Here is a 13,250-nt window from a genome sequence, read left to right on the forward strand (position 1 = left end):
GCGTCCGCTCCTACGCGGCCGGCTGGCGGCCGGTCGCGGCGGCGATCTGGCGGGCGGCGGAGCGCAGCACGGTGCCCGGGTCGGCGCCGTTGTGCAGCACCTGGTTGACGGCGGTGGTGACGATGTCGCCGGCCTTGGCGTCGTCGGCGGTGCGCTCGACGGTGGGGACGGCGCGGGTGAGGTCGGCGAACAGCCGCATGACGGGCTGGCCCGCGTAGTAGGGGGCGGGCTGCTGGAACCAGGGGTCGTCCAGGGCCGGGAGGAAGGCGGGGAAGAGTCCTTCGTGCTGCATCATCGAGGCCTGGTTGGCCTTGTCGGCGAGCAGGTGGGACAGGAAGGCCCAGGCGGTCTCCGGGTTCCGGCTCTGCGCGGTGACGCAGAGGGTGGAGCCGCCGCTGTTGGAGGTGCGGGGTCCGCCGGGAGTGAAGGCGGGCAGCGGTACGACGCCGAACCTGCCGCTGAGGTCGGCCAGTTCGGTGGTGAGGGTGCCGTCCCACCAGGCGGCGGTGGGGGTGGTGGCGGCCTTGCCGTCGTGGGTGCCGGAGACCAGGCCGTCCCAGCCGTTCTCGAAGTCGACGAGGTCACGGTCGACCAGCTGTTTCAGCAGGGTGAGGGCGCGTTCGGCGGCGGGTGAGGCGACGGCCACCTTGCCGTCCACGAACCAGGCCTGGCCCTGCTGTTGGAGCAGTTGGGCGAAGAGGCTGTCCCGTTTGCCGTCGAGGATGAGCAGTTTCCTGCCGGTGGCGGACTTGAGGGCGGTGCCGGCGGAGAGGTAGTCGTCCCAGGTGGCGAGGGCGGCCGGGTCGACGCCGGCCTGCCGGAAGAGGTCGCGCCGGTAGAACAGGGCGCACGGGCCGCTGTCCCAGGGCAGCGCGAAGACCCGGCCCCCGGCGTCCGTCACGGCGCGCCAGGAGTCCTTCGGGTACTGGCTCTCCAGTCCGCGGGCCCGGTCGGTGAGGTCGACCAGGGCGTTCGGGAAGTTGCCGATGTAGCTGGGCAGTTTGTGGCCCTCGACGGTGAGGACGTCGGGCAGTCCGCTGCCGGCGCCGAGCCCGACGGTGATCTTGTCGTAGGCGTTGTCGTAGCCGATGTCCACGACCTCGACGGTCGTTCCGGGGTGGGCCTGTTCGAAGGTCCGGCCGAGCCGTTGCAGGGCCTTGGCCGCGGTGTCCCAGGACCAGACGGTGACCTTCCCGGTGGCGGTGGCGTCCGGGCTGCCGGTGAGCCGTTTGGCGTCCGCGGAACCGCCGCCGCCGGTGGCGCAGCCCGTGGCGCCCGTCATCAGCAAGGCGCCGGCGGCGAGTCCGGCGGAGAGCAGTCGGCGACGGGCCGGGCCTTGAGGGAATTCCCGCTGTTCACGGGTGAGTTGGGGGTTTTCTCCGGGCCGGGTTCGTGCGGACATCTTGCCTCCCGACTGGTGAATGCCGAATGCTGTATACAGAACTCAGCATTCACAAGACCGTCAAGGCTTGTGACGGAAATCGCGGAAGGTGCCGGCATGAGCACACGCGTTCCCCGAACCCACCCGTACATCCCCAACTCCGCCCCGCAGGTGCGGAGGGCGATGCTGGCGGCGGTCGGCGCACAGCACGTCGAGGAGTTCTACGCCGACATCCCCGCCGCGCTCCGGCTGGACCACCCGCTGCGACTGCCCGAACCCTTCGACTCCGAGGCCCGACTGGTCGCCCACCTGGAGGACCTGCTCTCCCGCAACACCGCCGTCCCGCCCGGCCGCAGCTTCCTCGGCGCCGGCTGCTACCGCCACCACGTGCCCGCCGTGGTGGACGAGATCGTCAACCGCAGCGAGTTCCTCACCGCCTACGCGGGCGAGCCCTACGAGGACCACGGCCGCTTCCAGGCCCTGTGGGAGTACCAGTCGCTGATGGCCGAACTGCTCGCCGTCGACGTCGTCAACGTACCGACGTACGACGGGTTCCAGGCCGCCGCGACCGCCCTGCGGATGGCCGGACGGGCCACCGGGCGGCGCCGGCTGCTGCTGGTCGGCGCGATCGACCCGGACCGGCTCTCCCGGATCCACGACTACACCCGGGGCGTACACGAGCTCCACCCGGTGGCCGCCGAGCCGGCGGCCGTCCGGGCCGCCCTCGCGGACGGCGACGTGGCCGCCGTGTACGCCCAACTCACCGACCACCGCGGCCGGATCGACCCGGCGCTCCCGGACTACGTCCGACTCGCCCACGCAGCCGGAGCATTGGCCGTGGCCCAGGTCAACCCGCTGAGCCTCGGGGTGCTCAGCCCGCCCGCCGACCTCGGCGCCGACCTCACCTGCGGCGACCTCCAGCCGCTCGGCATCCACCCGAGCTTCGGCGGCGGCAACGCGGGCTTCATCGGCAGCCCCGACGACGAACGCCTGGTCGCCGAATACCCGAGCCGCCTCTTCGGCCTCACACCCACCGACGTCCCCGGCGAGTACGGCTTCGGCGACGTCGCCTACGACCGCACCTCCTTCGCGCTGCGCGAAGAAGGCAAGGAGTGGGTCGGCACCGCCGCCGCCCTGCACGGCATCGCCGCAGGGGTCTACCTCGCGCTCATGGGCCCGCAGGGCATGCGCGAGATCGGCGGGACCGTCCTCGCCCACACCGCCTACGCCCGGCAGCGCCTGGCGCAGGTCCCCGGCGTCGAACTCGACGACCCCGGCGCCGTCCACTTCGCCGACTTCACCGTCCGCTACACCGGCGGGCACACCGCCGCCGAGGTCTCCGACGCCCTGCTCGCCCGCGGTCTGCACGGCGGCACCCCGGCCGGGACGCACGAGGGCCGGTACTGCGTGACCGAGCAGCACACCCGGGCCGACCTCGACCACCTCGCCGACGCCCTTGAGGAGATCGTGAAGTGACGAAGCATCAGCAGCACGCGCCGGTCGACCCCAGGATCGCCCCCAAACCCCCGCTGCGCCGCTTCCACCAGGCCCGCTGGGACGAGAAGCTGGTCTTCGAACTGGGCTCCCCCGGCGAGCGCGGCGTCCTGCCCCCACTGCCCGAGCCCGCCGTCACCGCCGCCGTCGGCGACCCGGCCGACCGGCTGCCCGCCGCCCTGCGGCGCCGGACACCGCCCGCACTGCCCGAACTCGGCCAGCAGCAGGTGCTCCGGCACTACCTGAGGCTCTCCCAGGAGAACCTCGGCGCCGACCTCAACGTCGACGTCGGACAGGGCACCTGCACCATGAAGTACAGCCCCAAGGTCAACGACACCTTCGTCCGCGACCCCAGGATCGCCGCGCTGCACCCCGCCCAGGACGCCTCGACCGTCCAGGGCGTGCTCGAACTCGTCCACCGGCTGGAGCAGTTGCTCAAGGAGATCTCCGGCATGGACCGGGTCAGCCTGCAGCCCGGCGCCGGCTCCGCCGCGATCTGGACCAACGTCTCCGTCATCCGCGCCCACCACGCCGCCCGCGGCGAGGGCGACCGGCGCGACGAGGTCATCACCACCGCCTTCTCCCACCCCTCCAACGCGGCCTGCGCCAAGACCGCCGGCTACCGGGTGATCACCCTGCACCCGGACGCCGACGGCTACCCCGACATCGACGCGCTGCGCGCCGCCGTCGGCCCGCGCACCGCGGCGCTGCTCATCACCAACCCCGAGGACACCGGCATCTACAACCCCCGGATCGCCGAGTTCGTCCGGATCGTCCACGAGGCCGGCGGCCTGTGCGCCTACGACCAGGCCAACGCCAACGGCATCCTCGGGATCACCCGGGCCCGCGAAGCCGGCTTCGACCTGTGCCACTTCAACCTGCACAAGACCTTCTCCACCCCGCACGCCTGCGGCGGCCCGGCGGCCGGCGCCTGCGGCGTCACCGCCGAACTCGCTCCCTACCTGCCGTGCCCCACGGTCGAGTTCGACGGCGGCCGGTACCGGCTCGACCACGACCGTCCGGAGTCCATCGGCAAGGTCCGCCCGTACCTCGGCGTCGTCCCCAACCTGGTGCGCGCCTACGCCTGGATCATGTCGCTCGGCGCCGAAGGCCTGCGCGAGGCCGCCGAGACCGCCGTGCTCAACAACAACTACCTGCTGCACCGGGTCCGGCGGATCCCCGGGGTGTCCGTGCCGTACGCCGAGGGGCGGCCCCGGGTCGAACAGGTCCGGTACAGCTGGCAGCGGCTCAACGAGGACACCGGACTGCACAGCGAGGACCTCGGCCACCGCGCCGCCGACTTCGGCACCCACTACTGGACCAGCCACCACCCGTACGTCGTGCCCGAGCCGATGACCCTGGAACCCACCGAGTCCTACTCCCGAGCCGACCTGGACGAGTACGCGGCGATCCTCGCCGAGGTCGCCCGCGAGGCGTACGAGGACCCGGAGACCGTCCGCACCGCACCGCACCGCTCCACCGTCCACCGGATCCGGCCCGAGCCGCTGGACGACCCGGCGGTCTGGGCCGTCAGCTGGCGCGCCTACCGCCGCAAGGTCCTCGGCGAGCAGGCCGGGCAGGCCGGGCAGGCCGGGCACGCTTCGCAGGCTGAACAGGCCGGGCAGGCCGGGCACGCGGAGCACGCCTCGCAGACCGAACAGGCCGGGCAGGCCGGGCACGCCGAGCACGCGGAACGGCCCGGGCAGCCGTGACCGGACCCTTGGTCGGACTCGTGGTCAACCCGGTCGCCGGTCTCGGCGGCCGGGTCGGCCTCAAGGGCAGCGACGGCGCCGACGTCCAGCGGCGGGCCCGGGAGCTCGGGGCCCGGCCGGAGGCGGTCCTGAGGGCGTCGCTCACCCTCCGGCACCTCCCCCCGGTGGAACTGATCACCGCCGCCGGGCCGATGGGCGCCGACGCCGCCACGGCGGCCGGCCTGCCCGCCCGGACCGTCCACCGGCCCGCCGGACCGGGCACCACCGCCGCCGACACCCGCGCGGCGGTCCGCGCCCTGGTCGCGGCCGGCGCCCGGCTGCTGCTGTTCTGTGGCGGCGACGGAACCGCCCGCGACGTCCTCGACGCGCTCGGCCCCGAGCCCCGGCTGCCCGTCCTCGGGATCCCGGCCGGGGTCAAGATGCACTCCGCCGTCTTCGCCGTCCACCCGCGCGCGGCCGCCGAGGTGGCCACCGCCTGGGCGGCCGGGCGCGGCGTGCGGCTGGAGCCCGCCGAGGTGGTGGACCGCGACGAGGCCGCGCTGCGCGAAGGCCGGGTCTCCGCCCGGCTGTACGGCCGGCTCACCGTCCCGGTGCTGCCCGAACGGGTCCAGCAGCGCAAGACCGGCAGTGCCGGACCCGACCCGGCCGCACCGGCCGGACTCGCCGCCGAGGTCGCCGAACGGGTCGGCCCGGACGGGCTGCTGGTCCTCGGCCCCGGCAGCACCACCCACGCCGTCGCCGCCGCGCTCGGCGCGCCGCACGCCAGCCTGACCGGCGTCGACCTGCTGCGGCTGCGGGCCGGCCGCACCGCCCGCGTGCTGCTCCGGGACGCCCGCGCCGACCAGTTGCGCGCCCTGCCCGCCACGCCCTGGATCGCCCTCTCCCCCATCGGCGGCCAGGGCTTCCTGCTCGGGCGCGGCAACCAGCAGCTCACCCCTGGACTGCTGCGCGCCGCGGGCCGGGAGCGGCTGCTCGTCCTCGCCACCGAGGCCAAGCTCGCCGCCCTCGCCGGCCGCCCGCTGCTCCTCGACACTGGCGACCCCGCGCTGGACGACGCCCTCTCCGGGCACGTCCGGGTGATCACCGGCCGCGGCTCCTGCGCCGTCTACCGCCTCTCCGCCTGACCGATCCGCCTGACCGATCCGCCCGCCTGATCCGGTTGACCGATCCACCCGACTGACCCGCCTGCCTGATCCGGTTGACCGATCCACCCGACGGACCCGCCTGATCCGGCTGATCCGCCTGCTTCCGACCCGTAGAGGAGCTCCCCCATGATCGACCTGCACGGAAAGCGCGCGATCGTCACCGGCGCCGCCTCCGGCATCGGCCGCGCCACCGCCGCCCTGCTCGCCGAACTCGGCGCGGCCGTGGTCCTCGTCGACGTCGACGCCGAGCGCGGCGAAAGTGCCGCCCAGAAGATCGGCGGCACCTTCGTGCACGGCGACGTCTCCCGGCGCGCCGACTGCGAACGGGCCGTGCGCACCGCCGTCGACCACCACGGCGGCGTGGACGTGCTGTTCAACAACGCGGGCATCATCCGCCGGTCCACCGTCACCGGGATCACCGACGAGGACTGGGACCTGGTGATGGCCGTCAACGTCCGCTCGGTCATGCTGCTCAGCGGGCTGGTCGTGCCGCTGATGGCCGCGGCCGGCGGCGGCAGCATCGTCAACACCGGCTCCGGCTGGGGCATCAGGGGCGGTGGCCGGGCCGTCTCGTACTGCGCGTCCAAGGGCGCCGTGGTCAACATGACCCGGGCCATGGCCATCGACCACGGACCCGACAACATCCGGGTCAACTGCGTCTGCCCCGGGGACACCGACACCGGCATGCTCGCCGAGGAGGCCCGCCAGCTCGGCGAGAGCGCGGACGCCTTCTACGCCGACGCCGCCGACCGCCCGCTCGGCCGGATCGGCCGGCCCCGCGACATCGCCCAGACCGTCGCCTTCCTGGCGAGCGACGCCGCCGCCTTCGTCAGCGGCGCGGTCATCGCCGTCGACGGCGCCGGCACCGCCTGAGCCCTCGACGCCCGACGCACGACGCACGCAGCACGGCACGCGACACCGCACACCGCACACCGCACAGCCCCACGGTCGTCCGGCGGCCGGGCGAAAGCACCGGTCGCCCGGCCGGTACGCTACGGAACCGGAAAGAAGGGAAGCCCGATGGCGATCGAGCGGCGTCCGCTGCGCGAGCAGGTGAAGGACGAACTCCTGGAGCAGCTCGGCCGCGGCCGGTTCACCCCCGGCGAGTCGATCAACGAGGTCCAGCTCGCCGAGGAACTGGGCGTCAGCCGGACCCCGCTGCGCGAGGCCCTGATCAGCCTGGAGCGCGAGGGAATCATCACCAGCGAACGCGGCAAGGGCTTCCGCTTCGCCCCCACCGGCAAGCAGGAGTTCCTGGACCTCACCGCGATCCTGATCGCCCTGGAGTCACTGGCCCTGCGCACCTCCGACCCGGCGCACCTGTCCGCGATCGCCCCCCGGCTGCTGGCCGAGGCCCGCGCGTTCTCCGCGCCGCAGGCCCCGCACGGCACCATAGAGCGCTACGACGACGCCTGGCACGCGCTGCTGCTCTCCGGCTGCGCCAACACCCGGCTGCGCGAGATGATCGACTCGCTGAAGCTGACCCTGCACCGCTACGAGCGCGTGGTGGTCGGCGACCACGGGATCCTCGAACGCGCCGCCGAGGAGCACGAGCGAATCGCCCAGTGCCTCCTCGACGGCGACATGGAGCAGGCCGTCACCGCCCTGGAGGCCAACTGGACCAGCGGCATGGAGCGGATCCTGGAGCGGCTTCCCCCGGTCGGCACGCGCTGAGGCCGCCCGACGGCGGTGTCGGACGGCCGGCTGCTACTTGAAGGGCGCGAAGTCGGCGTTGGTCTTGCAGCCGAGGTTCTCGAAGGTGCTGACCTTCGTGTCCGGGTCGGTGTACGTCAGGTGGTACTTGCAGGCACCCTTGAGGTACCGGCCGTCGACCCCGCCGGGGAAGTCGATCTCCTTGTTCCAGAGGTAGGGGGACTGGTAGTCGTTGAGCCGGGCGGTCGCGTTGACGTCGATGCCGCCGGGGGCGTAGATCTCGTAGACCCAGCCCGTCTTGGCGGCCCCGTAGGTGGCGAACTTCTGGGCCACCCACATCTCGCAACTGGTGCTGAGGTGCGCACTGTTCTGCCCGCCGCCCTGGACGATGTACTCGGCGAGCGGAGTGACCTGGTCGCCCCGGGGGGTGAAGCCGGTGCGGAAGATGTCCTCCACGTTCTCCCGGGTGTCGCCGCGCCACAGCGTGTTGACGTCGTGGCGCCACTGCCAGCGCTCGTTCGTCGCGGTGGAGGCGACCGGCTGGGCGATCTGCGGCTCGGTCGTCGTGCGCCACCAGTCCGAGGCCCGGTAGTCGCGGACGGGACCGCACGGGGTGGTCAGGTCGTCGTCCGCGGCCGCCCGCGCGGCGGGTACCGCCGGGGAGGCGGCCGCGGCCGGGGCGACGGCGACGGCGGAGAGAGCGGAGGCGAGCGAGGCTGCGGCGAGTACCCGCAGGACGGCTTGCACCATGGTGAGAACCCATCAGTTGATCAACAGGACGGGCCCTTTATAGGCGTGCGGACCGGCGCACGACGGGAGCGATACGCCCGCACCACCCGCAGGGGTGGATTAGTCGTACAGCGGCACGACCACCGGCCGGCGGCACGACGTTCGGCCGGCGTCTGCGCCGGGAGTTCCGGTACGCCCGGGGTGAGCCGGTGCAGCCGGACCCGTGCCGGGCAGCGTCCCGCACGGGGCCGTCGACCCCACGCCCCGGGCCGGGTGCGGTCACCGTGGCGCCCCCGGCCGGTGGTCGTCGCAGTACCAGCCGCCCGGGTACAGCCGGGCCCCCGGCACGCCGCAGGGGATCCGCCCGGCCGCGCAGTGGCCCGCGCGCACCGGCGGGATGACCCGGTGAGCGGACAGGGGCGTGTCCACCGTCACCGCCGCGACGTACGGCTCGCCCGTGTCCCGGGGCGGCAGCAGCGGGACCGGCGCGTGGTGCCGCGGTTCGCGGACCCGGACGCACTCGACCTCCCGCCGTCCGGTCGAACTGCCGCGCTGCCGGGGGATCGACGGCCGGGCGGCCGGCTCCGCGAGGGCTCCGCCGTTCGCGACGTACCGCCGCCGGTCCTGCTCGGGCGCCCAGAAGCGCAGCGTGCCGTCGGCGGCGGTGCGCAGCGTGACCGGGACGTAGACGCCGCCGGCGACGCGGCGCACGAAGTCGTCGATCCGCGGGACGAGCACCTCCCAGTTCGGGTGCCAGCGGTGGCAACGGCCGCCGCCGCGCACCGGGCAGGGCCCCGGGGCGGTGTGGTCGCACTTCAGCAGCCGCAGCCGGCGCACGCCGCCGCGCACCAGCAGGTCACGGTCCTCCCGGATGGCCTGCGCCGGCAGGTCGTCGGTGCGCGCCCACGGGACCCGGTCGATCAGCGGCGCCTTCGGGTCGACGGTGTGCCAGACCGCGGTGATGCCGTCCTGCCGCGCGATCCGGTCCCGCCGCCGTACGAACCGGGCGCTGACGTAGGACAGTTGGGGTTCGAAGCCGAAGCGGCGGCCGTCCGCGCCGGTGACCAGGACGGCGGCGCGGCAGCGGCCGTCGGCCGCGCGGGGCTCGATCTCGACGGCGTGCCCGTCGCGCGCGGCGGCGCGGGCGTAGCGCTCCTGGTAGGCCTCGCGCTCCGCGCGGCGCGGTTCGTGGTGGGCGCGGCGGCGCGGGTTGTGGTGGCTGGCGATGCGCCGCCCCTGACGGAGCGACAGGTACATCCACTCCGGCCGGCCGGGGCGGGCGTTGAGGCAGGTGGGGCAGAGCAGTCCGCGCCGGGCGACCGGCCGCCGGTCGGCGCGCAGCCGCTCCCACAGGCCGGGGTGCTCGGGGACGCCGAGGTCGGCTCGGTCGAGGTCGAGGAGGCGGTCGAGTTCGGTGCTGAAGACCGGGTTGCGAAGGGGGAGTTCACCGTCGTACTCGTTCATGGCGTCTCATCTCTGCCATCAACCACGAGAGGGAAACTCCAGTCTGCACCGGATCACCGACATTCGGACACACCGCGTTACGGTGCTCACGGACGGATACCCGGCGCACGGAGGGCGCGATGAGCGGACAGGGCGAGCAGGAGCGGTGTTTCGAGGTGCGGGCGATCGGTCGGGTGGAGTCGCCGTTGACGGAGCGCGCGGGGGCACCCCGGCAGGGGGACGAGGGCGGGCCGGAGGCCTGGCTGGTGTTCGACGCTCCGGTGGAGCGGGGGCTGCGGGACCTGACGGCCGGGCAGGAGGTGCTGCTGCTGACCTGGCTGGACCGGGCCGACCGGGAGGTCCTGGCGGTGCATCCGCGCGGGGACCGGTCCCGGCCGGAGACCGGGGTGTTCGCGACCCGCTCGCCGGACCGGCCGAACCCGATCGGGCTGCACCGGGTGACCGTCCTGGCCGTGGACGGCCTGCGGCTGCGGGTCGGCGGCCTGGAGGCGATCGACGGGACCCCGGTGCTGGACGTGAAGCCGGTGCTGCCGGGGGTCGGCGAGCGGTAGCGGGCCGGACGGGACCGGGCCGAGCCGCAGCGGGCCGAAGGTCCGTCAGGCCGGACGGCGCCGAGGCCGCGGGCGGGCCGGGGACACCGCTACGGCGGGATCCGCAGTTCGCACCAGACGGCCTTGCCCGGCCCGAGGGCGTGCCAGCCCCAGCGCCGGCTGAGCCGGTCCACCAGGTACAGGCCGAGGCCGCCCGCGCCGTTCGACGTGTACGGCGCCCGGGGTGTCGGCGGGCGCGGGCTGGCGTCGCTGACCTCGATGCGCAGTGCCCCGTCGGCCCGGACCAGCAGGAGCGCTCCGGGTCCGGCGGTGTGGCGCTGCGCGTTGCCGACGAGTTCGGAGACGAGCAGCACGGCGTCGCGGACCGTCTCCCGGTCCGCGACGTCGGCCAGGAACCGGGCGGTGGCGGCGCGGGCCTCGGCCGCCGCGCCGGACCGGTCCGCGAGCGGCAGCCGTAGTGCCTGCCGTGCGGACGGCGGCCGGACCCCCGACATGGGATCGCCTCTCCTCCGTGCCAGTGGGACGGGTGGTGGTCAGTGTCCGAACCGGTGTCGCCGCCGGCCTCCCGGTCGTTCCGGTGTCTCCCTGCCGCCCGGTTCGACGGCCCGTTCCTCCGGCGGCGCGAGCACCTCGTCGGAGCCCGGAGCCCGGCCGGTCCGGTCGTCGGAGGCGCGGTCACCGTGGGCATGGTCGTCGGCGCCCGTGGTGGCGCGTTCGACCGGTTCGACCGGTTCGACCGGCTCGGCCTCGCGGTACCCGGCCCGGTGCCGCCCCGGACGCCCCGTACCCGCCGTACCCGCCGTGCCCATCCGGCTCCCGGGCCGACGGGACGCCCACAGCAGGGCGAGGCCCGGACGGAAGATCAGCGTGAGGGCCGCTCCGGAGCGGAGGACGGCCGGACCGTCCGGCGCCACGAGGTCGTTGCCCGGGACCGTCGCCTGGTGCTCGGGCGCGTCGGCGAGGTCGTGCGCGACCGGCGGGCCGACGAACGCGCCGGACGCCGACACCGGCAGAAGTCCCGGCACCACCATGGCCGTCCCTTCCGTTCCGAACTCGGCCCCCGACGGGTCGCGCCTACCCGGGCCGTGGGATCCGTAACGGCCCGGTCGCCCTCGACCGGCCGGCTACTCGGTCTGGACGGCGATCAGGCAGGTGTCGTCGTCGGTGTCGGCGGGGCTCAGTTCGAGCAGCCGGTCCAGGTACTGCTCCAGGTCGGGGCCGGGTGCGCCGGCCGCGCGGATCAGCTGCTCCACCGACTCCTCGACCGGGCGGTCCCGGCGTTCGACCAGCCCGTCGGTGTAGAGCAGCAGGACGTCCCCGGGGTCGAGCCGGGCGGTGCTCTCCTCGTACCGGGCGTCGTCCAGGGCGCCGAGCAGCACGCCGTGCGGCAGGGGCAGCACCTGGGCTCCGTCGGCACCGAGCCGGATCGGCGGCAGGTGTCCGGCCCGGGCCCAGCGCAGTCCGCCGCCGACCGGGTCGAGCAGCACGCAGACGGCGGTCGCGGTGACCTGTCCGGGTTCGCGCAGGGCGACGGTGTTGGCCCACTCCAGCAGCCGCCCCGGGCCGGCGCCGGTCACCGCGAGGCCGCGCAGGGCGTGCCGCAGCGCGACCATGCCGGTGGCCGCGCCGACGCCGTGCCCGGCCACGTCGCCGACGGCGAGCAGCACCCGTTTGCCAGGCAGCGGCAGCACGTCGTACCAGTCGCCGCCGACCCGGTCGCGTTTGGCGGCGGGGCGGTAGCGGACGGCGGCATGCACGCCGGTGACGCCGAGCGGGGGCGGTGCGGCCGGGAGGATGGCCTGCTGGAGGCGCAGCGCCAGCTGGGCGCGTTCGGCCGACTCCTGCTCGCTGTCGGCGAGCCGTTCCCGGGTGGCGCCGAGTGCGACCTCCGTCCAGTGCTGGGCGGACACGTCGAGGTAGGCGCCGCGGATGGCGGTGAGCCGTCCGAGGTCGTCGAGCACGGGCTCGGCGATCACCCGGGTGAAGCGGTGGGTGCCGTCGGGCCGGTCGAGGCGGACGACCGCCGAGGCGGTGCGGTGGCGCTGCCGGACGGTGTCCAGCAGGCGCCGGATGGCGGGCCGGTCGTCCGGGTGGGTGTGCCGGGCGAGCCGGGCCAGCGGCACCGGCGCCGCGTCCGGCGGCAGCCCGTAGAGGTCGTGCAGCCCTTCGCTCCAGCGGATCCGGCCTTCGGCCGGCCGTTCCTCGAACCCGGCGACCCGGGCGAGCCGCTGGGCCTGGCGCAGCAGGTCGGTCGACTCGTCGTCCTCGCCGCGGTCGTCCTGCGCCCGCCAGTTGACCAGCAGCCGGCCGCCGAACGGGACGACCGCGAGCAGGACGGCGGCGGGGGTGGCGGCGGGGACGCCGGGCCCGGTGCCCCGGAAGGCCAGCCGGACGCGTTCGGCCGGTTGCACCGCCCCCGTCTCGTGGGCGCGGACCAGGCGGTCGAGCAGGCCTGCCGCGCAGGCGACCGGGTAGGTCTCCAGCAGCGAGGCGCCCTCCAGCGCGTCGCGGGGGCGGCCGAGCGGGTCACGGAACCGGTCGTTGACCCGCCGGATGGTGAAGTCCGCGGCCCGGCCGTCCCGGACGACGGGTTCCAGCAGCAGGGCGGGTGTGAGCAGCCCCTCCAGGAGGGCGGCGGCCTCCTCGGGCGCGGCGGCCTCCTCGGGCGCGGCGGCGTCGCCGGGCGGGCCGAGCAGGGTCGCGCAGAGGTCCGCGAGCGCGTAGAGCCGGCGGCGCTGCGGCGGTCCGAACGGCGGGGCGGGTGCGGCCCAGACGAGTTCCAGCGCGCCCGGGCGGCGGCCCCGGTCGAGCAGCGGGAGGACGGCCCGGGCCGTGCCGGTGCCCACCGACGGCGCGTCGGTGCCCGGTTCGCCGGGCCACAGCTCCGTGGCCGCGCCGCCGACCACCCGCTGCGCCGGGGTGCGGACACCGGGCGGCACCCGAGCCCACGCGGCGGCCTCGTCGGCGGGCAGCCCGGCGTGTGCGGCGAGGGCGAGCGCTCCGCCGGGCAGCCGCAGCCAGACCGCCACGGCGCGGGCGCCGAGGGCCGCTCGTTGCTGGTCCGCCAAGACGTCGGGGCCGGGCGGGGCGTGTTGTGGGGCGGAGAGCCCGGGGGTGAGTG

At 75.0% G+C, this 13,250-nt stretch carries 12 protein-coding genes; 6 read left to right on the forward strand and 6 right to left on the reverse strand.

What is annotated here, in order from left to right; all coding sequences use genetic code 11:
• Positions 1-10: 10 nt before the first annotated feature.
• Positions 11-1,402 (reverse strand): ABC transporter substrate-binding protein, encoded by a 1,392-nt coding sequence (locus ACFV04_RS24600; protein ID WP_380532278.1) that lies wholly within the window; start codon positions 1,400-1,402, stop codon positions 11-13.
• A 96-nt stretch (positions 1,403-1,498) separates the two neighbouring features.
• Between ACFV04_RS24600 and gcvPA the strand changes: the two genes are divergently transcribed.
• The 5 genes from gcvPA to ACFV04_RS24625 all read left to right on the forward strand — a co-directional run bounded on the left by gcvPA (position 1,499) and on the right by ACFV04_RS24625 (position 7,406).
• Positions 1,499-2,857, forward strand: a complete 1,359-nt coding sequence (gcvPA, locus tag ACFV04_RS24605; RefSeq protein WP_380532281.1) for an aminomethyl-transferring glycine dehydrogenase subunit GcvPA — start codon at positions 1,499-1,501, stop codon at positions 2,855-2,857.
• Positions 2,854-4,587: an aminomethyl-transferring glycine dehydrogenase subunit GcvPB gene (gene gcvPB / locus ACFV04_RS24610; RefSeq protein ID WP_380532284.1), complete on the forward strand. Its 1,734-nt coding sequence runs from the start codon at positions 2,854-2,856 to the stop codon at positions 4,585-4,587. The genes gcvPA and gcvPB overlap by 4 nt, the downstream gene beginning before the upstream one ends.
• Entirely contained in the window at positions 4,584-5,711 is a 1,128-nt protein-coding gene (locus ACFV04_RS24615) for an ATP-NAD kinase family protein (protein ID WP_380532287.1), read from the forward strand. The genes gcvPB and ACFV04_RS24615 overlap by 4 nt, the downstream gene beginning before the upstream one ends.
• A 147-nt stretch (positions 5,712-5,858) precedes the next feature.
• On the forward strand, positions 5,859-6,605 hold the full coding sequence (locus ACFV04_RS24620) for an SDR family NAD(P)-dependent oxidoreductase (RefSeq protein WP_380532290.1): 747 nt from the start codon (positions 5,859-5,861) through the stop codon (positions 6,603-6,605).
• Positions 6,606-6,752: 147 nt separating this feature from the next.
• The gene (locus tag ACFV04_RS24625) at positions 6,753-7,406 is read left to right on the forward strand and encodes a GntR family transcriptional regulator (protein ID WP_360264235.1); all 654 of its coding nucleotides are present in this window, start codon (positions 6,753-6,755) and stop codon (positions 7,404-7,406) included.
• Positions 7,407-7,439: 33 nt separating this feature from the next.
• Here ACFV04_RS24625 and ACFV04_RS24630 read toward each other — a convergent pair whose 3' ends face one another.
• Positions 7,440-8,135 carry a hypothetical protein gene (locus ACFV04_RS24630; protein WP_380532293.1) on the reverse strand — a complete coding sequence of 232 codons (696 nt, stop codon included), beginning with the start codon at positions 8,133-8,135 and terminating at the stop codon, positions 7,440-7,442.
• Positions 8,136-8,393: 258 nt separating this feature from the next.
• Positions 8,394-9,578, reverse strand: coding sequence for a hypothetical protein (locus tag ACFV04_RS24635; protein WP_380532295.1), 1,185 nt, complete (start codon positions 9,576-9,578; stop codon positions 8,394-8,396).
• Positions 9,579-9,697: 119 nt separating this feature from the next.
• On the opposite strand from ACFV04_RS24635, the gene tsaA reads away from it, so the two are divergent.
• The gene (gene tsaA, locus ACFV04_RS24640; RefSeq protein WP_380532298.1) at positions 9,698-10,129 is read left to right on the forward strand and encodes a tRNA (N6-threonylcarbamoyladenosine(37)-N6)-methyltransferase TrmO; all 432 of its coding nucleotides are present in this window, start codon (positions 9,698-9,700) and stop codon (positions 10,127-10,129) included.
• A gap of 89 nt (positions 10,130-10,218) precedes the next feature.
• On the opposite strand, the gene ACFV04_RS24645 is transcribed toward tsaA, so the two are convergent.
• The 3 genes from ACFV04_RS24645 to ACFV04_RS24655 all read right to left on the reverse strand — a co-directional run.
• On the reverse strand, positions 10,219-10,623 hold the full coding sequence (locus tag ACFV04_RS24645) for an ATP-binding protein (RefSeq protein WP_380532301.1): 405 nt from the start codon (positions 10,621-10,623) through the stop codon (positions 10,219-10,221).
• Positions 10,624-10,662: 39 nt separating this feature from the next.
• Positions 10,663-11,160, reverse strand: coding sequence for a hypothetical protein (locus ACFV04_RS24650; protein ID WP_380532304.1), 498 nt, complete (start codon positions 11,158-11,160; stop codon positions 10,663-10,665).
• A gap of 93 nt (positions 11,161-11,253) precedes the next feature.
• A partial coding sequence (locus ACFV04_RS24655; protein WP_380532307.1) for a PP2C family protein-serine/threonine phosphatase occupies positions 11,254-13,250 on the reverse strand: 1,997 nt, incomplete at its 5' end.

This window comes from Kitasatospora sp. NPDC059599 (genome assembly GCF_042735125.1).
Classification (GTDB): domain Bacteria; phylum Actinomycetota; class Actinomycetes; order Streptomycetales; family Streptomycetaceae; genus Kitasatospora.